20 protein-coding genes are annotated in these 20,858 nt (G+C 71.0%); 13 read left to right on the top strand and 7 right to left on the bottom strand.

Translation table 11 applies throughout. The annotated features are described in order from the left end of the window. Positions 1-24: 24 nt before the first annotated feature. A complete protein-coding gene (locus LL648_RS31500) occupies positions 25-828 on the bottom strand; it encodes a hypothetical protein (RefSeq protein WP_232666428.1) in 804 nt (267 codons plus the stop codon). A gap of 868 nt (positions 829-1,696) precedes the next feature. On the opposite strand from LL648_RS31500, the gene LL648_RS31495 reads away from it, so the two are divergent. Next, positions 1,697-2,860, top strand: coding sequence for a hypothetical protein (locus LL648_RS31495; protein WP_232666427.1), 1,164 nt, complete (start codon positions 1,697-1,699; stop codon positions 2,858-2,860). Positions 2,861-2,866: 6 nt separating this feature from the next. On the opposite strand, the gene ispG is transcribed toward LL648_RS31495, so the two are convergent. The 3 genes from ispG to ispH are packed head-to-tail and all read right to left on the bottom strand — an operon-like array spanning position 2,867 to position 7,121. Then, positions 2,867-4,024 carry a flavodoxin-dependent (E)-4-hydroxy-3-methylbut-2-enyl-diphosphate synthase gene (gene ispG / locus LL648_RS31490; protein WP_232666426.1) on the bottom strand — a complete coding sequence of 386 codons (1,158 nt, stop codon included), beginning with the start codon at positions 4,022-4,024 and terminating at the stop codon, positions 2,867-2,869. Further along, positions 4,021-5,880 carry a 1-deoxy-D-xylulose-5-phosphate synthase gene (locus LL648_RS31485; RefSeq protein WP_232666425.1) on the bottom strand — a complete coding sequence of 620 codons (1,860 nt, stop codon included), beginning with the start codon at positions 5,878-5,880 and terminating at the stop codon, positions 4,021-4,023. The genes ispG and LL648_RS31485 overlap by 4 nt, the downstream gene beginning before the upstream one ends. Beyond that, positions 5,877-7,121, bottom strand: a complete 1,245-nt coding sequence (gene ispH / locus LL648_RS31480) for a 4-hydroxy-3-methylbut-2-enyl diphosphate reductase (RefSeq protein WP_232666424.1) — start codon at positions 7,119-7,121, stop codon at positions 5,877-5,879. The genes LL648_RS31485 and ispH overlap by 4 nt, the downstream gene beginning before the upstream one ends. Positions 7,122-7,354: 233 nt before the next feature. Here ispH and LL648_RS31475 point away from each other — a divergent pair, with 233 nt between their 5' ends. Further along, entirely contained in the window at positions 7,355-8,461 is a 1,107-nt protein-coding gene (locus LL648_RS31475) for a polyprenyl synthetase family protein (protein ID WP_232666423.1), read from the top strand. A gap of 3 nt (positions 8,462-8,464) precedes the next feature. Here LL648_RS31475 and LL648_RS31470 read toward each other — a convergent pair whose 3' ends face one another. Continuing rightward, positions 8,465-9,829: a hypothetical protein gene (locus LL648_RS31470; protein ID WP_232666422.1), complete on the bottom strand. Its 1,365-nt coding sequence runs from the start codon at positions 9,827-9,829 to the stop codon at positions 8,465-8,467. A 289-nt stretch (positions 9,830-10,118) separates the two neighbouring features. On the opposite strand from LL648_RS31470, the gene LL648_RS31465 reads away from it, so the two are divergent. From LL648_RS31465 to LL648_RS31445, 5 genes are all read left to right on the top strand, one after another. Then, a complete protein-coding gene (locus LL648_RS31465) occupies positions 10,119-11,552 on the top strand; it encodes a cytochrome P450 (RefSeq protein WP_232666421.1) in 1,434 nt (477 codons plus the stop codon). Beyond that, positions 11,549-12,352, top strand: a complete 804-nt coding sequence (locus LL648_RS31460; RefSeq protein ID WP_232666420.1) for a class I SAM-dependent methyltransferase — start codon at positions 11,549-11,551, stop codon at positions 12,350-12,352. Before LL648_RS31465 ends, LL648_RS31460 begins: the two co-directional genes overlap by 4 nt. A gap of 76 nt (positions 12,353-12,428) precedes the next feature. After that, positions 12,429-13,424 (top strand): terpene synthase family protein, encoded by a 996-nt coding sequence (locus tag LL648_RS31455; protein WP_232666419.1) that lies wholly within the window; start codon positions 12,429-12,431, stop codon positions 13,422-13,424. A 77-nt stretch (positions 13,425-13,501) separates the two neighbouring features. Then, positions 13,502-14,593, top strand: a complete 1,092-nt coding sequence (locus LL648_RS31450; RefSeq protein WP_232666418.1) for an LLM class flavin-dependent oxidoreductase — start codon at positions 13,502-13,504, stop codon at positions 14,591-14,593. Further along, positions 14,590-15,174, top strand: coding sequence for an FMN reductase (locus tag LL648_RS31445; RefSeq protein ID WP_232666417.1), 585 nt, complete (start codon positions 14,590-14,592; stop codon positions 15,172-15,174). The genes LL648_RS31450 and LL648_RS31445 overlap by 4 nt, the downstream gene beginning before the upstream one ends. Positions 15,175-15,312: 138 nt before the next feature. Here the strand turns inward: LL648_RS31445 and LL648_RS31440 are convergent, their stop codons facing one another. Further along, the gene (locus tag LL648_RS31440; protein ID WP_232666416.1) at positions 15,313-15,981 is read right to left on the bottom strand and encodes a DNA alkylation repair protein; all 669 of its coding nucleotides are present in this window, start codon (positions 15,979-15,981) and stop codon (positions 15,313-15,315) included. A gap of 178 nt (positions 15,982-16,159) precedes the next feature. Here LL648_RS31440 and msrA point away from each other — a divergent pair, with 178 nt between their 5' ends. Continuing rightward, complete coding sequence (gene msrA / locus LL648_RS31435; RefSeq protein WP_232666415.1) at positions 16,160-16,681, top strand: peptide-methionine (S)-S-oxide reductase MsrA; 522 nt, start codon at positions 16,160-16,162, stop codon at positions 16,679-16,681. Positions 16,682-16,803: 122 nt separating this feature from the next. Here msrA and LL648_RS31430 read toward each other — a convergent pair whose 3' ends face one another. Continuing rightward, positions 16,804-17,352: a YciI family protein gene (locus tag LL648_RS31430; protein WP_232666414.1), complete on the bottom strand. Its 549-nt coding sequence runs from the start codon at positions 17,350-17,352 to the stop codon at positions 16,804-16,806. 52 nt (positions 17,353-17,404) lie between these two features. Between LL648_RS31430 and LL648_RS31425 the strand changes: the two genes are divergently transcribed. The 5 genes from LL648_RS31425 (at position 17,405) to LL648_RS31405 (ending at position 20,847) form a co-directional block, all read left to right on the top strand. Beyond that, complete coding sequence (locus tag LL648_RS31425; RefSeq protein ID WP_232666413.1) at positions 17,405-18,091, top strand: putative quinol monooxygenase; 687 nt, start codon at positions 17,405-17,407, stop codon at positions 18,089-18,091. A gap of 8 nt (positions 18,092-18,099) precedes the next feature. Then, complete coding sequence (locus tag LL648_RS31420) at positions 18,100-18,540, top strand: Rrf2 family transcriptional regulator (protein WP_232666412.1); 441 nt, start codon at positions 18,100-18,102, stop codon at positions 18,538-18,540. A 61-nt stretch (positions 18,541-18,601) separates the two neighbouring features. Next, a complete protein-coding gene (locus LL648_RS31415) occupies positions 18,602-18,955 on the top strand; it encodes a hypothetical protein (RefSeq protein ID WP_232666411.1) in 354 nt (117 codons plus the stop codon). A 116-nt stretch (positions 18,956-19,071) separates the two neighbouring features. Further along, complete coding sequence (locus tag LL648_RS31410) at positions 19,072-20,223, top strand: AI-2E family transporter (protein ID WP_232666410.1); 1,152 nt, start codon at positions 19,072-19,074, stop codon at positions 20,221-20,223. A gap of 186 nt (positions 20,224-20,409) precedes the next feature. Further along, positions 20,410-20,847 carry a hypothetical protein gene (locus tag LL648_RS31405; RefSeq protein ID WP_232666409.1) on the top strand — a complete coding sequence of 146 codons (438 nt, stop codon included), beginning with the start codon at positions 20,410-20,412 and terminating at the stop codon, positions 20,845-20,847. The last annotated feature ends 11 nt before the right edge of the window (positions 20,848-20,858 follow it).

Genomic DNA, 20,858 nt, shown 5'->3' with positions numbered 1-20,858 from the left:
AAAGGGTTAAAAGCAACGAATTGTTCAACTAGGTGCTGTTGCAAATTCCAGGAGAGTCTCCGAAGTGGGCGCCGGCACTGCCCCGATGTGCAGATGATGACGGCTGAGTGGTCCGGCCACCAGTTCGGTGACGACGCCACGGCGCGCCACGGAAAGCGGGCCGAGACCGGAAAGGGAGTCGACGACCTGCTGGATCACGCCGGCGTCCGACCCCGCCCTGGCGACGACTCCGACGCTTTCGGCGGGTTTGAGCCATTCGGGTTGCAGTTCGCTCGCGTCGGTGATCTCGTGGATCACCGCCCATCCCGGCATCGCCGTGACGTCCGGGTCGGGTGGGCCGGCGCGCCGGCCGGTGCCGACAACGAGAACGATGTCGCAGGTCGAGGCCAGAATTCGCAACGAAAGCCGCCGATCGGACGGCCCGTAGCAGATGTTGTCGGGATGGGCGCCACGGATGTGGGGAAAGCGCGATCGCAGGGCCGCGACGATGGGAGCGGCGTCCTCCGCGACGAATCCGGGTTGCACCAGATAGGCCAGCCGATCGGGGTCGGCCGTGAGCTCGGCGACCGCGCGCACGGAGCCGACCGACGTCGTCCCGACCCGGTCCGGTCCCTGTCCGCCGATCACCACCGCATGATCACCACGCTGCGTGAAGACGTCGAGCTGTGCCTGCGCCATCTCGACGTGCGGGCACGACCCGCTTCCCGAGCAGGCGCCGTCGGGGGCGACCACGGCCCTGCGGGTGCGCCACGCCGACCGCCAGGATTCGATCACCTGCTGCGCCATGGCGACGCCGGCGGTGTCGGCCCGGTGGACGCCGATGCCCATGCCGACAGCCTGTCCGGTCCGGTCCAGATAGGACGCTGTGAAGACCCATCCGCTGGACTGCCGGGGCCCGCAGAGCATCGCCGCGCACTGCTCCCGTACCTCGCGCCGGCCGCGTCGCCGCAGGTCAGCGGCCACTGCCGAGGCCGTGGGGAATCGCACCGTTCCGCGGTCCGGGTGACGGAACGGCGCCACCACCAAGACGCCGGGGGCGACGCCGCTCGTCGCGAATCGCCTGCATTCCACTGTCCGGTTCACCGAACCCCCAGATCCACGGTGGGTGCCCTGCGCGCATCCGAGCAGGGAGAATCTCGGGACGCTTTCGTCGAGACGCTACCACTCATGATTGCAAGTGGGCAGATCTACTTCGTTCCGTGACGCCCTCGGACGGGGTTGGTCCCGGCATTGCTCGAACGGACGACAAAAGGCGTCGCCGGCGGCCGGAGTGCATTGCGGACAGTCGCTCAGTGTGATCGGGGGATGGGTGTGTGCAACACGGTGACGGACGAAACGGTCTCGCGGCACGGGCCACTTGATCAGCCGCGGCGAGTGGTGTACCGACGCACTCGGACGACTACTCAGTGCTGTACGCGACCTAATTCAGCGACTCGATCGGCCGCTTCCGTCGCAGTTGTCGAGTCGGGACGATGAATACCGCATCCGCTGACTGGTCGTCCGAGAGGGAGTCATGGGCGCAGCTCGTCCGCATGTACCGAACCACAAGCTCCGTTCGCTGCTCGCGGAAAGCAGGCTCACGAATGGCGCATTGGCCCGTGAGATCAACAACGCCGGCCGAGAGGCGGGGTTGTCGCTCTCGTACTCGCGTTCGTCCATTACCCACTGGTTGTCCGGTATGCATCCCCGTGCGCCCGTGCCGGCACTCGTCGCGGAGACCTTCACGCGGCAACTCTCCAGGCCCGTGACGGTCGAGGAGACCGGCCTCGGCGGGGCGCAGCCCGATGAGCACGGCCAACCAGCCGACGGCGGGCTGGCCAGGCTGGACGTGCTGGCGCCGGCCGGCGCCGAGCCGGATCTGCTCGCCGGCAGCATCTACCATCTCGACGCGCTGTGCGTGCCGGACTGGATGCAGTCGCCGCGCGACCCGCTGCAGACCGGGGCGGCGTCGCCTGGATCGGCGTCCGAGCTCGACGCCGCCCTCATGCTGTGCGAGGTGTTCTCCGCGGCGGACGCGATGCGCGGCGGACGGCACGCGCGGGCCGCTCTCGGTGCGTACCTCGGCACGTCGATATCCCGCTGGCGGCCCGGCGATGCCCCCGGCACGGTGCGCCGCCGGATGCTCGCCGCCGCGGCGAAGCTCACCTACCTGTACGCCTTCATGTGCTTCGACGAGGGACTGCACGGGCTTGCCCAGCGCTTCTACCTGACCAGTGCGAACCTGTCGACCGCGAGCGGCGACCGGAAGGGGTACGCCATCGCGCTGCGGGCGCTCAGCGTCCAGGCCCGCTACCTCGGCCACCTCACCGAAGCCGTCGACCTGGCCGAGCGCTCCGTCCGGTCGGTGGCCTCGCCGCCGGACGAGCCGCGGGTACAGGCGTTCCTCTACGGGCAGCTGGCCGTAGCTCATGCGGCCGTCGGCGACGGGCGCCGCGCGCTGGGCGACCTCGCCATGGCCGAACGTCAGCTGGATCAGACCGGCGCCGAGAACGCGCCGATCGGCGCTTACCACGCTGGTTCGCTCGCACACCAGCACGCCGCGGTCGCGGCGTTCCTCGGCGATCGGCAGGCGGCGGTCAGCGCGCTGCAGGTCTCGTTGCGGCACCGGCCGACCACCGAGCGCCGCTCCCGCGCCATCCTGCGGGCCAGGCTCGCCGAGCTGCAGCTGGCCGGCGGCAACCTCGACGCCGCGTGCGATACGTGGATGCTGTTCCTCGACGACTACCAGCACATCAGTTCGAAGCGGGCCGACTCCGCGCTCGCGACCATGCACGCGCTGGTGCTCCCGCACCAGCACCACCCCCCGGTCAAGCGACTGCGCCACACCGCGGCGAGCGTCTCGATCCGCCGCAGCGCCTGACGGGTCTCAGCCGCCGGTGTCCCCGTCCCCGTCCTCGTCCGATTCCCCGGCCGATTGCATGGCCGCGGCGATCGTGTTGGCCTCGTCGATCAGCGCTTCGACGATCTGCGACTCGGGCACGGTGCGCACCACTTCGCCCTTGACGAAGATCGTGCCCTTCCCGTTGCCGGACGCAACGCCCAGATCCGCCTCACGGGCCTCGCCGGGGCCGTTCACCACACATCCCATGACAGCCACCCGAAGCGGCACCGGGAACCCGTCCAGCGCCGCGGTCACCTGATCGGTGAGCCGGTACACGTCGACCTGGGCCCGCCCGCACGACGGGCAGGACACGATCTCGAGCCGGCGCGGTCGCAACCCGAGCGACTCGAGGATCTGGCTGCCGACCTTCACCTCCTCGACCGGAGGGGCCGACAGCGACACCCTGATCGTGTCGCCGATCCCGTCGGCGAGCAGCACCCCGAACGCGACCGACGACTTGATCGTCCCCTGGAACGCCGGACCGGCCTCGGTGACGCCGAGGTGCAGCGGGTAGTCGCACGCCGCGGCGAGCTGCCGGTAGGCGTCGACCATCACCATGGGGTCGTGGTGCTTCACCGAGATCTTCAGATCGGTGAAGCCGTGTTCCTCGAAGAGCGACGCTTCCCACAGCGCCGACTCCACCAGCGCCGCCGGCGTCGCCTTGCCGTGCTTCTTCAGCAACCGCGCGTCGAGCGATCCGGCGTTGACCCCGATCCGGATCGGGATCGACGCCGCGGCGGCGGCTTGTGCGATCTCCCCGACCCGGTCGTCGAACCGCTTGATGTTGCCGGGGTTCACGCGCACGCCGGCGCACCCCGCGTCGATCGCCGCGAAGACGTACTTCGGCTGGAAGTGGATGTCGGCGACCACCGGGATCGGCGACTTCGCCGCGATGGCCGGCAGCGCCGCGGCGTCGTCCTGCGACGGCACCGCGACCCGCACGATCTGGCAGCCGGCCGCGGTCAGCTCGGCGATCTGCTGCAGGGTGGCGTCGATGTCGGCTGTCAGCGTGGTGGTCATCGACTGCACGGAGACGGGGGCGTCGCCGCCGACGGGCACCGATCCGAGCTGGATGCGGCGGCTGCCGCGCCGTGGCGCGACCTGCGACGCGGGTTCGGGCATGCCGAGCTCGACGGTGGTCATGACGTCTCCTTCGCCGGTTCGGACCGGACCGGGTGTTCGAGCTGCTTCAGGACGGCCGCCGCGATCCCGACGGAGTCGAGCCCGTGCGCGGCGAGCATGCCGCCGCGCGAGCCGTGGGTGAGGAACCGGCGGGGCAGGGCCAGCGGCAGCGCCCTCGTGCCGGCGCCGACCGTGGCCAGCGCGTGCGCGAGCCGGGCACCGGTCGAGCCCGTCGCCACGGTGTCCTCGACGGCGAGCGCGAGGTCGTGCGCCGCCGCGAGCTCCACGAGCGCGTGGTCGATGGGTGCGATCCAGCGCGGGTCGACGACGGTGACGGCCACGTCGTGCCGTTCGAGCTCCTCCGCGGCCGTGACGCACTCGCCGGCGAGCGGACCGACCGCCACCAGCAGCACCGTCGGCCTGCCATCGGTATCGCTCTGATCGGTCTGACCGGTCTGATGGATCTGATCGGTCTGATCAGCCGGGCTGTACAGGACGTCCATGCCGGACACCCGGCGCTGCGCGGTGACGTCGGATCCCGCCGTGGCCTTCGGGTAGCGCAGGACGGTCGGCGCGTCCGTGACGGTCACCGCTTCCCGCAGGAGCTCCGCCAGCCGGGTCGGGTCCCGTGGCGCCGCGAGGCGCAGCCCGGGCACGACCGGCAGCACCGACGCGTCCCACATGCCGTGGTGGCTCGCCCCGTCGGGGCCGGTGATGCCGGCCCGGTCCAGCACGAACGTGACCGGGAGGCGGTGCATGGCGACGTCGGTGACCAGCTGGTCGAAGGCCCGGTTGAGGAACGTCGAGTAGATCGGGACGACGGGGTGCATCCCGCCCATCGCGAGCCCTGCCGCGCTGGTGACCGCGTGCTGCTCGGCGATGCCGACGTCGAAGACCCGGTCGGGGAACCGTTCGGCGAACGGGCCCAGCCCCACCGGCAGCAGCATGGCCGCCGTCAGGCACACGATGTCGGGGCGCTCCTCGCCCAGCGCGACGATCTCCCGCCCGAACACCGACGTCCACGACACCGCGGAGGGCGCCGTCGACTCCCCGGTCGCGGGGTCGATGACGCCGACGGCGTGGAGGCAGTCACCCACGTCCTGCTCCGCGGGCGCGAACCCCTTGCCCTTCACCGTCACCGCGTGCACGACGACAGGTCGGTGGAGGTCCGCGGCCTTGCGCAGGGCCCGTTCTAGCGCCTCGACGTCGTGGCCGGGCACCGGGCCGATGTAGGCGAGGCCCAGGTTCTCGAAGAGGGTGGGCGTACCCGTCCTGGCCCGCAGGTCGGCGAGGTGACGGCCGAGCCCGCCGACGGTCGGCGCGTAGGACCGCCCGTTGTCGTTCAGGACGATCACCACCGGGCGGTCGGCGCCGCTGATGTTGTTGAGCCCTTCCCAGCTCAGCCCGCCGGTCAGCGCGCCGTCGCCGACGACGGCGACCACCCGCCGGTCGGTCGCCCCGCACAGGTCCAGCGCCTTGGCCAGCCCGTCGGCGTAGGACAGCGCGGTCGAGGCGTGCGAGTTCTCCATGACGTCGTGCACCGACTCGGCCTGAGCGGGGTAGCCCGACAGGCCACCGGGCTGGCGCAGCGACGGGAACTGGTTCCACCGCCCGGTCAGCACCTTGTGCACGTAGGACTGGTGGCCGGTATCGAAGACGATCTTGTCCCGCGGCGACGCGAACACACGGTGCAGCGCGATGGTCAGCTCGACGACCCCGAGATTGGGGCCGAGATGGCCGCCGGTGCGTGACACGTTCTCGATGAGGAACGCGCGGATCCTGGCGGCCAGCTCCGGCAGCATCGCTGCCGGCAGCCGGCGCACGTCCGCCGGCCCGCGGACGGTTCGCAGCAGTGGGGGAGCAACGGCGGACGTCATGACCTCATTCCCTTCGGCATGTCGAATCGGACGAGTTCCTCGGCCGTCGTGCGCTCCTCGACGGTGATCGGGCCGAGGCCGCTCAACGCGCTCACCACGCCGTCCACCAGCTCGGGCGGCGCCGAGGCGCCCGCGGTCAGCCCGACGGTCCGCACCCCGCGCAGCCACTCGGACCGGATGTCCGACGCGGAGTCGATGAGGTGCGCGGGGGGGCCGTTGCGGCGGCAGACCTCGACGAGCCGCACCGAGTTCGACGAGTTGGGCGAGCCGACGACCAGCGCCAGGTCGGCGTCGGCCGCAACCGCGGCGAGCGACTCCTGCCGGTTGGTGGTGGCGTAGCAGATGTCGTCCGACGGTGGCTCCCGCAGCTGCGGGAAGCGGTCGCGCAGCGCGGCGATCACCGCGGTGGTCTCGTCGATCGCGAGCGTCGTCTGGGTCAGGTAGGACACCCGGCTCGGATCGGCCACCTCGACCCGTGCCACGTCGTCGACGGTCTCGACCAGCACCGTCGACTCCGGGGCCTCGCCGAGCGTGCCCTCGACCTCCTCGTGCCCGTCGTGGCCCACCAGCACGACCGTGTCGCCCCGGGCGGCGAAGCGCCGCGCCTCGGCGTGGACCTTCGACACGAGCGGGCAGGTCGCATCGATCACGTCCAGGTCGCGTCGTCGGGCCTCGGTGCGCACCGCAGGTGAGACGCCGTGTGCCGAGAAGATGACGGTCGCGCCGTCGGGTACGGCGTCGAGCTCGTCGACGAACGTCACCCCGAGGCCTTCGAGCTCCTCGACGACGCTGGTGTTGTGCACGATCTGCTTGCGCACGTACACCGGTCCCGGCAGCTGGTCCACCGCGTGCCGCACGACCTCGATCGCGCGGTCGACGCCGGCGCAGAACGAGCGCGGGCTGGCCAGCAGGATCGTGCGGGGGGCGCGGACCGCGAGCCAGCGCGACATCACGTCGGTGGTGAGCTGCATCGCCGCACCGTCGTCCGCGGGGACGGCGATGCCGAACGCCGAGCCCGGATCGCCGGCCACCAGCGCGGTGAACGGCCCTTCTCCGAGTCGCACCCGGCCCTCGACGGTCGGCAGCCCCGCGCGTCGCAGCTCGCCTGCCAGCAGGGGCGCGCCACGGCACGCCGTGCCGGGTTCGTCGCCGCGGTCGCGCAGCTCCACCGCCGCGACAGCGGTGTCGGGTCCGACGTCGTCGAACACCGACGACGGGGTGAATCTCACCAGATCAGTCACAATGTGCTCCACCAGGTTCGGGAATCGAGGGGCGGCGGGTTGCTCCCGCGGTCGCGCGAACCTCGATATGGACGCTCAATCCACGGTCTCACGCCATCCCGCACGACGGCGCCCGGCAGAGGTTTCATCCATCCGACCGTTTCACCATGCGGCCACGATTCCGTGAAACGCGTCCGGAAATGAAACGCATGCCCCGAACAATTGTCGGATGGCTTCGCCGATCAGGTGCTGTGGTGGAAGTCGAGGATCGTCCGTGGTCGCGGCGGACCGATCGCACCGACCCGACGAATGGGGTGATCCCGACGGCACCGTCGACCCGGATCCCGACCCGACCGCGCGGCCGGGACGGCAGCTGCGCCGACGCGGACGTCGTGACCGCGCTGCGCGCCGCGATCGACCGGCTGCCGCCGAGGCTGCGGCTCATCGCGGGCTACCACCTCGGGTGGTGGGATCAGCACGGCGAGGGCTGCAGCGGGGGCGCCGGGAAGGTGCTCCGCTCGGCGCTGCTGCTCGCGGTCTGCCGGGCGCTCGGTGGGGACGTCGCCGCCGCCCGTGCGCCGGCGGTGGCCATCGAGCTGGTCCACAACTTCACGATGCTGCACGACGATGTGATGGATCGTGACACCGTGCGCCGCCACCGGCCTACGGCGTGGACGGTCTACGGGATCGACGACGCCATCCTCGCCGGCGACGCCCTGCAGTCGCTCGCCACGAGCACGGTGCTCGTCGATGCCCACCCGGCCTCGGCGGACGCGGCGCTGCGGATGGCGAACACGGTCGTGGAAATGTGCGCAGGCCAGGTCGACGACTGCGCATTCGCGCGCCGGCTCGACGTCACGCCCTCGGAATGCCTCACGATGACCGAGCGCAAGATCGGTGCGCTGCTGGGCTGCGCAGCCGCGATCGGCGGCCGTTACGCGGGCGCCCCGCCGCTCGCCGTGGCCGCGCTCGACCGGTTCGGCCGCGAGCTCGGCCTCGCCTTCCAGCTGATCGACGACCTGCTGGGGATCTCGGGTGACCCGCGGGTCACCGGCAAGCCGGCGGGCGCCGACCTGATCGTCCGCAAGAAGTCGCTGCCCGTCGTTGCCGCGCTCGACTCCGGCACCGTCGCGAGCGCCGAGCTGCGCGACCTGCTCGACACCGACCGCGACCTGCGGGCCGACGAGGTCGAGCGCGCCACCGAGCTGGTCGAACGGGGCGGCGGGCGGGCATGGGCGCGCGCGGGTGCGGACGCCCACATCGAACGCGCGCGGGCCGGCTTGGCCGCCGCGGCGCCGGCCACGGCCGACCTGCGGGAGCTGCACGACCTGGCCGACCTGATCACCCGCCGGAACTGGTGACCATCACCCGGGCTGGAGTGCGTCAGCCCGGTCCAGCAGCGCTCGTACCGACGTGGTGTCGCGGTGCGGCTCGACGAGCCTGCGCATCTCGGTCACGGCGGCGTCGACGCGAGCCGACCCGACCATTCGCCGGACGTCGAGCAGCTGCAGCCAGGTGTCGCACGCGGCGTCGAGGTGCCCCGCGGCGAACTGGAGTTGCGCGAGCCGGCCGAGCACGACGGCGAGCGAGCGGCGCTCGATCGCGGGTCGCTGCGCCGACGACGCCTTGAACAGCCGGATCGCCTCGGTGCTGTCGCCGGAGAGCTCGGCCACCTCGGCGTGCTGGTGGGCGAGCGACGCGGTGTTGTAGGCGCCGATCGCAGGGACGTGCTCTTCGGCCCGGCTCAGGTGGCGTTCGGCGGTGCGCAGCTCGGCAGGGGCCCGGTCGCCGTCGCCGACGCCGGCCAGCGCGACGGCGACCTGGCCGTGCAGGAACGCCCGGGTCCGCGGTCGCACCGCGGTCCCCGCGATGGAGCCGACGGCACTCTCGGCGAGAGCGAGCGATTGCTTCCGGTGCCCGAGGTGATGGCACTGCACGCTCATGCCACGCAGTGCGATCGCGTAGACGGCGCGGTCCCCGGCCTCCGCCGCGAGCTGCGCGCTGATCAGGAAGTAGCGCTGCGCGGGACCCTGATCCTCATCGTCGAAGCACATGAAGGCGTACAGGTAGCAGAGCTCAGCGGCCACCGCGAGCAGCTTGCGGCGCACGGCGGGGCTCGCGTCGGCCCGCAACCACGTGGCCAGCGTCGTCCCGGCGTACAGGCCCAGCGCCGGACGCGTGGCGCGCCCGCCGCGTTCGGCGTCGGCCGTCGAGAACAGGTCGCGCATCAGGTGGGCCGAGGCGACCTCCGACTGGCCGATCCGCGGCGCGTCGGGATCGGATCGGCGCCTTCGGTGCACGGTCGTGCCCGCGACAGGCCACTCCGGTGGTGCAAAACGTGATACGCGGACCTCGCGGCGCCGGCCCCGGTCGCGGGTCGGACCGGCCAGCTCCGCCATCTCGGTGGACAGGTTGTCGGTCGATAGCCCGCTGCCCGTGGTGGCAGCGCCGGACGGAAGGGCGGCATCATCGGCGAGCCCGGTCTGCGCGACGGTGACCGACCTGCCGAGCACCGCGCTGAACACCTCCGCGACGAGCGCGGGCACCGGCTGGCGCGGATGCACACCGGAGAGCCAGTGCGCGACGGAGGACCGCGAATACCGCAGTTCGAGGCCCCGTCCGGCGCCGGCCGCGTTGACCTCGCCGGCGAGTGCCTCACCCGTCAGGCCCGATTCGTCGAGCAGCTGGCGGAGCTGGTGGTTGAGCGCGTATGAGCGGGTCTCGCCCACTTTTTCTCCTCGGTTCTCGACCGTTCGGGGAGCGCTCTTTCCTTCGATCTTGGCTGCTTCGCCCCCTCGCCGTCATCGGCCGATAGGGGCACGATCGGTGGTGAATCGATCGGGCGTTACCCGCGGTTCGCCGCGAAACAGGGCCGAGAACGAAACATCGCCGCGGCGACGACCGGTCGATCGGCGTACCGCACTCCCGCAGAATCGTGTGCATGCGCAATTTTCCAACGTGTCCTGCGTCGACGGTCCGGCTCCCGGCCACCCCGACGTCCGGGCGGGAGGTGCGCCGATGACCGCGACCGGTGTTCCGCTCGCGCCGGGCTGCCGTCCGGTTCTCGGGCACGTCGCCCAGTTCCTGCGCCGGCCGCTGCCGTTCCTGGAATCGCTGCCGGACGTCGGCGACCTGGTGGAGGTCCGGCTCGGCCCGATGCGGATGTACATGGCGTGCAGCCCGGAGCTCACCTGGCAGGTGCTGACCAACGACCGGGTCTTCGACAAGGGGGGCACGCTCTTCGGGCAGATCCGCCAGATCGCCGGCAACGGGTTGATCACCTGCATGCACCGCGACCACCGCCGCCAGCGGCGACTGGCCCAGCCGGCCTTCCACGCGAAACGGATCGCCGCCTACGGCGCGATGATGGCGACGCAGGTCGAGCAGATGGTCGGTTCGTGGCAGGACGGCCAGATCGTCGACGTGCCCACCGAGATGGTCGCGCTGACCTCGAACACCGTCGTCGAGACGGTCTTCTCCAGCTCGTTGACGCCGGAGACCCGTGGCCAGGTCGCGGGCAACCTCACGGAGATCATGCGGTCGCTCCTGCGGCGGACGGTGTCCCCGGCAGCGCTGAACAAGGTGCCGACGCCGGGCAACCTCCGCTTCGCGCGGGCCTGTCGAGAGCTGCGGACCCGCACGGTCGGGGTCATCGCCGAGCGGCGCCGTGAGCAGAACGACGTCGGGGATCTGCTCTCCGCCTTGATCGAGGCGAACGACGAGGAGAGCCGCGACGCGCTCAGCCACTTCGCCGACGAGGAGATCGTCGATCAGTTCGTCACCTTCTTCGTCGCCGGTTCGGAGACCACCGCGAGCGCGTTGTCGTGGTCTCTGTACCTGCTGGCGCGCCACCCCGAGGTGCAGGAGCAGCTGCAGGCAGAGGTCGACGCCGTGCTCGGCGGCCGGAACCCGACCACCGACGACGTGCCGCGGCTCGGCCTCATCGGCCGGACGATCACGGAGTCGCTGCGGATGTACCCGCCGGCAGCGCTCTTCTTCACCCGGGAGGTCACCGCCCCCGTCCGGTTGGGGGAGCACGACCTGCCCGCGGGTGCGACGGTCGCCTACAGCTCCTACCTGATCCACCACCGGGCCGACCTCTACCCGGATCCGCACCGGTTCGACCTGGACCGCACCTATCCGCGGCAGGGTTTCGTCCCCTTCGCCGCCGGCGCACGCAAGTGCATCGGGGACAACTACGCGATGGCCGAGGCCACGATCGCGCTGGCGGCGATCCTCTCGCGAGGACAGGTCGAGACCGTGCCCGGCGAGGAGGTCGTGCCCGCACACGCGATCTCGCTCCGCCCACGTCACCTCTTCCTGCGCTTCACAGAGCGGACGCCGGCGCCGCCTGTGCCCCGGGCTGCGCCGGGAGGGGTGCCCAGCGAGGTGGCATGTGCCGAAGCGACCGCGGGCTCTGCGCCGGCGCCGGGACGGGGGGAGTGGCGATGAGCAACACCCCTCTGGAGACCGGGTACAACTCGGGCGTCCTCGGCCATGGTGTGCCCTCCGAACGGGAACGGCTCGGCACCGTCGAGAGGCTGCTCGATCCCATCACGCTCGCCGCGCTGGCGCCGGTCGCGCTCGAGCCCACCGCGCGGTGCCTCGAGCTGGGCGGCGGCTCCGGGTCCATCGCCTACCACCTCGCCGAGCTCGTCCCCGACGGTGAGGTGGTGGTGACCGACGTCGACACCAGCTTCCTCGAGCAGCGGTTCCCCAACCTGCGCATCGTGCAGCACGACCTGCGCCGCGACCCCTGCCCCGGCGAGCCGTTCGACCTGGTCCACTGCCGGGCCGTGCTGGAGCACCTGCCGCAGCGGCGGGAGCTCGTCCACTCGCTGCGGTCCTGGGTTCGCCCAGGCGGCCACATCCTGCTGGAGTGCTACGACACCGCGGCCGCAGCCGTCACGCCGTACCCGCTGCGTGCGATGGTCGACGCGCTGAGCAGGTTGATGGCCCAGCAGATCGGCACCGACCTGACGTTCGCCCGCCGGCTGCCGCTCGCGGTCACCGACAGCGGGTTCGTCACCGTGGACGTGAGCCGCCACCCGTTCACGATCGGCGACGGGGGACCGGGTGAGGCGATGCTGCTCACCTCGATCCGCCAGGTGCTGCCGGCGCTGCTGGAGTCGGAGCTGCTGGGGCCGGCGGAGCTCGGCGCGTTCACCGAGTGGGTGGGCACCCCCGGGAACCTCGACGTCTACTCGCACCTGTGCAGCGTGCTCGCCCGCCGTCCGGACGGGCCCGACTGATCCCGTCCCGCTGCCCGTGGTCGCGCGCTCGACGGGCCCGCGACCGGCCATCGCCGACAACGGAGTGCAATCGCAAATGGCGACCATCGAATTCCCGGAAACGGAGCGGACGTTCCCGGCCAGCTACAACACGCTCATGGACATCCCGTTCCGGTCCTACGTCAACGACGAGCTCCCGGCGGCGACGCCGGGCCACCTGAACTGGATGTCCGGACGTGGGCTGCTGTCGTGGCCCGACGGGGTGCGGGAGTACTGCAGCTGGCGGGGGCCCGAGCTGGGCGCGCGCTGGTTCCCCTCGGCGCGTCGTCCCGACCTGCAGCTGGGCATGGACGTGTTCGGCTGGCTGATGGTGCTCGACGACTCGTTCGACTCGCTGGACCTCACGCCGGACGACGCCCGGCGGACCGTCGCGCAGCTGGAGGCGGTCGTGCACCGACCTCCTGGCGTCACGCCGCCCGACGGGCCTGCCGTGGTGACCGCGTTCGCCGACCTGTGGGACCGCGAGTGCGTGTCGATGTCGCCGCAGTGGCGCCGGCGGGCGGTGGTGAACTGGGAGGAGTACTTCGTCTGCTTCGTCGCCGAGACGACCAACCGGTTCACCTCGGCCGAGCTGGACATCGAGGAGTACCTCGTCCTGCGCGACAAGTCGGGGATCATGTATCCGCTGCTGGACGCCATCGAGCGGATCGAGGGCTGCGAGCTCCCCGACACCGTGCTGGCCGCTGAGCCGGTGCGGCAGATGCGAGCGGCGTGCGTCTGGCTGTGCAACATCATCCAGGACGTCCTGTCGTTCGAGCGCGAGCAGGCGAACGGGGACCTGCACAACTTGGTGCTGGTCGTGGAGCAGCAGTTCGGCTACGGCCGGCAGCGCGCCATCGACGAGATCCGCAACATGATCGACGAGCACGTGCAGCAGTTCCTCGCCGCGGAGGCGCGCGTTCCGGCCCTCCTGGCCGAGCTGGAGCTCGCCGAGGAGCTCGCCGAGCACCTCCGCACCTACGTCACCACGATGCGGCTGCAGATCCGGGCGACCGACGAGTGGTGCCGCACGTCGAGCAGGTACTCCGCCTGACCCGCCTGCCCGGGAATACCGACGCGCCGTGTTTACTTGAGCGTTCTACTAACGGGATCGCTCGAGGGGACGCAGCCATGCAGTTCGGAATCTTCACGGTCGGCGACGTCGCCACCGACCCCGCAACGGGGCGCACCCCCTCCGAGCACGAGCGCATCAAGGCGATGGTGGCGATCGCGCGCAAGACCGAGGAGGTCGGCCTCGACGTCTTCGCGATGGGCGAGCACCACAACCCGCCGTTCATCCCGTCGTCGCCGACCACGATCCTGGGCTACATCGCGGCACGGACGCAGACCCTGCTGCTCTCGACGGCGACCACGCTGATCACGACCAACGACCCGGTGAAGATCGCCGAGGACTACGCCGTGCTGCAGCACCTGGCCGACGGCCGCGTCGACCTGATGATGGGGCGCGGCAACACCGGGCCCGTCTACCCGTGGTTCGGCAAGGACATCCGCGACGGCATCGACCTCGCCGTCGAGAACTACGCGCTCCTGCGGCGGCTGTGGCGCGAGGACGTCGTCGACTGGGCCGGGAAGCACCGCACACCGCTGCAGTCGTTCACCGCGACCCCACGCCCGCTAGACGGCATCCCGCCGTTCGTCTGGCACGGCTCCATCCGCAGCCCGGAGATCGCCGAGCAGGCCGCGTACTACGGCGACGGATTCTTCGCCAACAACATCTTCTGGCCGGCGTCGCACACCGCACGGCTGATCGGGCTCTACCGCAAGCGCTTCGAGCACTACGGGCACGGCAGCGCCGACCAGGCGATCGTGGGGCTGGGCGGGCAGGTGTACATGCGCAAGAACTCCCAGGACGCCGTCCGCGAGTTCCGCCCGTACTTCGCCCGGTCCCCGATCTACGGCGGTGGACCATCGCTGGAGGAGACCATGCGGCAGACGCCGCTGGTCGTGGGCAGCCCACAGCAGGTGATCGACCGGACGCTGCAGTTCCGCGAGGACTTCGGCGACTACCAGCGCCAGCTGATCAACGTCGACGGCATGGGCATCCCGCTGGAGACCGCCCTGGAGCAGATCGAGATCCTCGGCTCCGAGGTCGTGCCGGTGCTGCGCAAGGAGTTCGCGGCGCTGCGCCCCGCGCACGTCCCGGAGGCGCCGACGCACGCGTCGCTCAAGGCGGCGCTGCAGACGAGTGCGGCAACCTCATGAGCAGGCTCGTGGTGCTCTCGGCGGGGATGCGGCAGCCGTCCTCGACGCGCCTGCTGGCCGACCGGCTGGCAGCGGCGACCACCGCGGCGACCGGCGCCGAACTGGAGGTGCGCACGATCGAGCTTCGCGAGCTCGGGCACGACATCGTCAACGCGACGGTCACGGGCTTCGCCGCACCCGCGCTGCAGGAGGTGCTCGACGCCGTCGCGGCCGCCGACGGGCTGGTCGCCGTGTCGCCCACGATGAACGGCTCCTACAGCGGGCTGTTCAAGTCGTTCTTCGACGTGCTCGGCGACGATGCGCTGGTGGACGTGCCGGTGCTGATCGGTGCGACCGGCGGCACCGCACGGCACTCGCTGGTGCTGGAGCACGCGCTGCGGCCGCTCTTCAGCTACTTGCGGGCGGTGGTCGTGCCGACCGGCGTCTACGCGGCGACGCAGGACTGGGGCGCGGAGAGCGGCCTCGCGGCGCGGATCGAGAGGGCCGGGCGGGAGCTCGCGGCGCAGATCGCCGCCCGCCCACCGCGCGTCGTCCTGGACCCGCTGGACGAGCCGACGCCGTTCGAGCAGCTGCTCGGCTAGCGGCGCTCGGGATCCCGAGTGGTTCCGGGGGAGGGCAGGAAAGCCACTTTCCGGCCCTCACAGGGCAGGAAAGTGGCTTTCCTGCCCTCGTGTGCGGCGCGCGGGCCGGGGTAGTGCCTGGAACGCACACATCCCCGCCTACGCCTCCTGCCGGCGCACCATCTCCGCGATCCAGGTGGGCGCGAACGGGGACGTGCAGTTCGGGGGCGTCGGGTAGTCCTTGAGCACCTCCAGGCGCTCGCCGATGGCGATCGCGCGGGCGCGGTGCTCGGGGTGCTCGATCCCGATCTGGGCCAGGCAGTGGTTCATCGCCCATTGCAGGCGGTCCGGGGCGTCGCGCATCGTTCCCTCGATGAGGTCGAGCAGCCCGGCGAGGTCGAGGCCCGCGGGCCGCTTCGCCACCCGCTCGGTGGTCAGCGCCCAGCCGGCGCTCGCGACCACCGGGTCGGGATCTACCGACCAGGCAAGGCGCAGGTCTTCCGCGTGCGCGCTCTTCTTCACCACGTAGTTGACGAGCCAGTCGTGCACCTTCGGGGTGCACGAACCGCGCAGCATGGTGTCGAGTTCGTCGTGGTCGAACGCCTTCGGGCGGCAGATCAGCAGCGCGAGCAGCCGCGCCGCGGTGTCCCCGGTGTCCCAGAGCTGCCGGGCGAGCTCCTGCTGGGTCTTCAACCGCTTCGCGACCGCACGCAACTTGCCGAGGTTGACGCCGTGGTCGTCACCGTGGCGTTCGTTGATCTCGCGGGTCCGCGGATCCTCGAGTGCCGCCAGCTCGGCCAGGATCTCGGCCACCGTCGTTCCGGCCACGTGCGTCTCCCGTCCGTCCCGTGGCGGGACAGCTTACGAGGGCGGTGGGCTCGGTCTGGCCCGGGCGGACCGTCGGGGCTTACCGTTCTGTGACGTCCTCCGGTTGCGGGGATGTGCCCGGGCGCCGCCGACGTTGGATGTGGCGGAGGGTTCGAGCGCCGGACCAGGAAGGTTTGTGATGAGCGAGCGTACGGAGCGTGCAGTACTTGCCGGCGGCTGCTTCTGGGGCATGCAGGACCTGATCCGCAAGCGCCCGGGCGTGCTGGCCACCCGCGTCGGCTACACCGGCGGTGAGACCCCCAACGCCACCTACCGCAACCACGGTTCGCACGCCGAGGCGATCGAGATCCTCTTCGACCCGTCGGCCGCGTCGTACCGCGACATGCTGGAGTTCTTCTTCCAGATCCACGACCCGACCACGCGCAACCGCCAGGGCAACGACATCGGCGCCTCGTACCGGTCAGCGATCTTCTACGTCGACGACGAGCAGCGCAAGGTCGCCGAGGACACCATCGCCGACGTCGAGGCATCGGGCCTGTGGCCGGGCAAGGTCGTCACCGAGGTCGTCCCCGTCGGCGACTTCTGGGAGGCGGAGCCGGAGCACCAGGACTACCTCGAGCGCTTCCCCGCCGGCTACACCTGCCACTTCCCGCGCCCCAACTGGGTGCTGCCGCGGCGGGCGGACACGGTCGCGCGCTGACCCTCGGCCAGTACACCGCGGCGCCGGAGGAGGGCAGGAAAGCCACTTTCCTGCCCTCACAGGGCCTGAAAGTGGCTTTCCTGCCCTCACGGCCGCCAGCCGGGCGGATGTCCGTGTGCCTCTTACGTCGGGCGCCCGCCGAACCGCCAGCGGTGCACCTCGATGTCGGCGTACCGCTCCGGCGACGCCAGCACGGCCCGTGCCGCCCCCGGGTCGGACGCCCTGAGCAGCGCCGCCGTCCCCAGCCAGTGCTCGCCGTCGTCGGAGAGCAGCGGCCCGTACGCGATCAGCTCGTCGGTGTCGGGCGGCAGCGCGATGTCCGCCGCCGGCCCCGAACCGAGGCCGAGCACCAGGAACCGGGCGCCGTCCTCCGGTCCGCCGGGGAAGTCCCACATGGTGCGGCCCAGGGTGTTCCGCCACCGCCGCAGCATCACGTCGCGGTAGACCCCGGCCTGGTAGGTGGGTTCGTCGAAGACGAACGCCCGGGCGGCCGCCGGGTCGGGCAGGGCGAGGACGTGCACGCTGCCGGTGGGTACCTCGCCGTCCATCGTCGGGCCGCGGGCGATCATCCCGGCCGCGAACCGGTCCATGTACGACCGGTGCTCCTCCCACATCTCCGCACGCAGCGGCAGCGACTGCGGGCGGTCGCGGTGGTAGCAGAAGAACTCCATGATCTGCCACTATGGTGTGCAACTGAAAGAGTTACACATTCGAGGGGTGGATATGGGCAACGATCGGCCGGTCTCCTTCGCCGCGGCGGATGTCGTCGAGCTGCGCCGCTACACCGTGCATCCCGGCGGGTTCGAGAAGCTCACGCGGCTGTTCGACGACCACCTGATCGCCGGCCAGCACGATGCGGGGATGCTCATCGGCACTGTCTACGAAGACCTCGCCGATCCCGATCGGTTCGTGTGGTGGCGGGCCTTCACCGACATGCCGGACCGGCAGCGCGCGCTGGAGGCGTTCTACGGTGGCCCGGTCTGGGCGGCACACCGCACCGAGGCCAACAGCGCGATGATCGACAGCGACGACGTGCGGCTGCTGCGCCACACCGACCCGCCGCGCACGCGCGCCGTCGCCTCGGCCGCCGCGACCGCAACGATGATCATCGAGGATGCCGGCCGGTCGTTCGTCGAGGAGTGGCACGACGGCGTGCTGCCTGGACTCCTCGAACAACTCCTGGAGGTGCCGGTTTCGACCTGGCGCACCGAACCGTCCGTCAACACCTTCCCACGGCTGCCGGTGCGTGCGGGCACGGTGTTCGTCTGGACCGCGGGCTTCGACAGCCACGCCCAGCTGGACGCCGCTGTGGACCGGTTGAGCGCCGATCCCGACTGGACGAGCCGCCTCCGCACGCACGCCGGCCATGTCGAGCTCATGCGGCTGCGTCCGGTGACGTCGGGGGACTGAGCTCCGCCATGTCCGCGAACAGCCAGTTCACGACGGCCGTCCACGCGCTCTGCTGGATCGAGCTGGCCGCCCGCCAGGGGGAGTCGCCGATCACGTCCGAGCGGATCGCCGAGAGCCTCGCCAGCCACCCCGTGCTCGTCCGGCGGGTGCTCGCCCCGCTGCGTGAGGCCGGGCTGGTCGCAGTCGGCCGCGGCCCGGGTTCGGGCTGGCGGCTGGGGCGGTCGGCCGAGCGGATCACCCTGCGCGAGGTGTACACCGCGCTTGCGCCAGGTGGGCCCTTCGCCCTCCACGCCCACGATCCGAAGCCGGACTGCCCGGTCGGCCACGGCATCCGGCCGGCGCTGACCGAGGTCTTCGCCGACCTGGAGGCCGTGATGGCCCGCGAGCTCGCGCGGCACACCATCGCCGGGTTGCTCGACCACCTGCTGCGCACCTATCCGGTCGGGTAGCCCGGACGGACGAAATCCGGCCGACCGCGTGTACGGATCGGTGCACCGGGTACGCCGAATCATGCAGCTCCCCCTGACCCCACCGGTGGTCCTCGCCGCGCTGCTCGTCTCGGCACCGGCAGGCGCGGCCGGCTCGGACGCACTTTCACCCGAGGTCGACCCACCGGAGATCGACGGCGTCGCCGTCGTCGACCAGCTCCCCCCGACCAGCCCCTGCCCCGCCTACCTCGGACCGCAGTGCGATTCCGTGGAGCACGAGCAGTGGGTCACCGGCCAGGACATCGCCGAGCTCGCTACGGACGACCTGGGCGGACTCGATCTGGGCGAACTCGGCGCAGGTGAACTCGGCGCAGGTGAACTCGGCGCAGGTGAACTCAGCGCAGGTGAACTCAGGGCAGGCGAGCTCGCCACCTGAGCGCGGGCGGCGCAGCGGAGAGGAGCGGACCCGGCGCCGGATCGCGTCCGGCGCAACACATGGACGAGCATGGACGGCAACGTCCACTCCCGCTTTTCGCAGCTACGAGGTCCGCATTGCCTGTTCCGTCCGAAGAGCCGGCCCCGCTCACCCGGCCCGACCGTGTCGAAGACGTCGACGACGCCGAGGAGCGGGCCGCCGCGCTGCGCTCGGACTCCGCACCGCTGGGCACGCCGGGTCGGCCGCTCAACCGGCGCTCCCCGTTCGTCATCGGGATGGCGGGCGCCGCGGGCGTCGCCGTCACCGCGCTGATGGTCGAGTTGATCATCGTCGCGCGCGACGTCCTGGTCCTGATCGGGCTGGCCCTGTTCATCGCGATCGGGCTCGAACCCGCCGTCGAGTGGCTCGTGCGACGACGGCTGCCGCGCTGGGCCGCGGTTTCGGTCGTGGTGCTGGCGCTGCTGGGGGCGTTCGGCGGGTTCCTCGCCGTCGCCATCCCGCAGCTGGTGACCCAGGCGACGACGTTCGTCACGCAGGTGCCGGCCTACCTGCAGGACCTCCAGGCGTCCAACACGGTCTACACCGACCTCGACGCCCGCTTCCACATCACCGAGAGCCTCACCCAGCTCGCCGGGGGCGGGGCGCTGGAGGTGTTCAACGGGCTCCTCGGCGCCGGCGCGATCGTGCTCGACGTGCTCTCCAGCATGCTGATCGTGATCGTGCTGTTCGCCTACTTCCTCGGCGACTTCCCGCGCATCCGCCGCGGGCTGCACCGGGCCGTCCCGAACTCCCGGCGGCCCCGCTTCATCCTGATCTCCGACGAGGTGTTCGCGAAGGTCGGCGCCTATGTGCTGGGCATAATGGTTTGTGCGTTGATCGCCGGTGCGTCGTCGCTGGTCTGGATGCTGGCGTGGGGGATTCCGTACTCACTGCTGCTGGCGATCATGGTCACGTTGCTCGACGTCGTCCCGGTGGTCGGCACCTCGCTCGCGGGGATCGTCGTCACCTTCGTCGCGCTGGCCGAGTCGACCGCGGCGGGGCTGGCGACGGCGGTCTTCTTCGTGGTCTACCGGATCATCGAGGACTACGTGCTCGTCCCGCGGATCGTGGGCCGGGCCGTCAAGGTGCCGGCGCTGCTCACGATCGTCGCGCTCCTGCTGGGCGGTGTGCTGCTCGGCATCATCGGCGCCATCGTCGCCGTGCCCGTCGCCGCGGCGATCCTGCTGGTCGTCAAAGAGGTCGTCGTGCCGAGACTCGATTCGACATGACCGGTACCGATTCATGATCCTTTGATCGAGGAGTTATGTCCGGTTCGTGGTGAATGCGGTTCGACGTGGCGCTGACCTGCCACTCGGGACCTTCATATCGCGGCGTCGCAGATGTACTGTGCGTGCGCCGTCACGGGAGATCGACAGTCTGCCTTACCGTGCGTCCGGATCGGGAAGGGAGACGCTGTGGATCTTCGGGACCGGCTTCGCACGGAGGCGGGGGACTTCGTCCCGGGCGGCCACGACATCCAAGGTGTCTTCATTGCGCGGGCCGGACTTCCGCCATTTCTGTACCCGATTGTCCGGTGGATCGGTTGGGCGGGGGTTCGGCAGTACATCGTCGTATCCACGGCCCACGCGCACGTATTGCTCTTCGCGTCGCGGTCGCGGCCGCCGACGGCGCTCGGAATTGCCGGTACGTTGCCGCGATCGGTCCGGTTCGGGCCGCTGTCGGGCAGGTGGGGGCGCTCGATCGTCGAGGATCAGAAGATCTACATCCACCGCCGCTTCCACGCGGACATCGTCGACCTCGACGATCTCAGCGAGATGGATCCGCCGACGAACCCGGTCGGGATCGTGGTCGTCGACCCCGAATTCGACCCTGATCTCGACGGAGCGCAGTGAGCTGGTGATCA

Source organism: Pseudonocardia sp. TRM90224 (assembly GCF_021245725.1).
GTDB lineage: Bacteria > Actinomycetota > Actinomycetes > Mycobacteriales > Pseudonocardiaceae > Pseudonocardia.
Note: the sequence above shows the minus strand (reverse complement) of the source record. Positions and strands in the feature narration are given on the sequence as shown.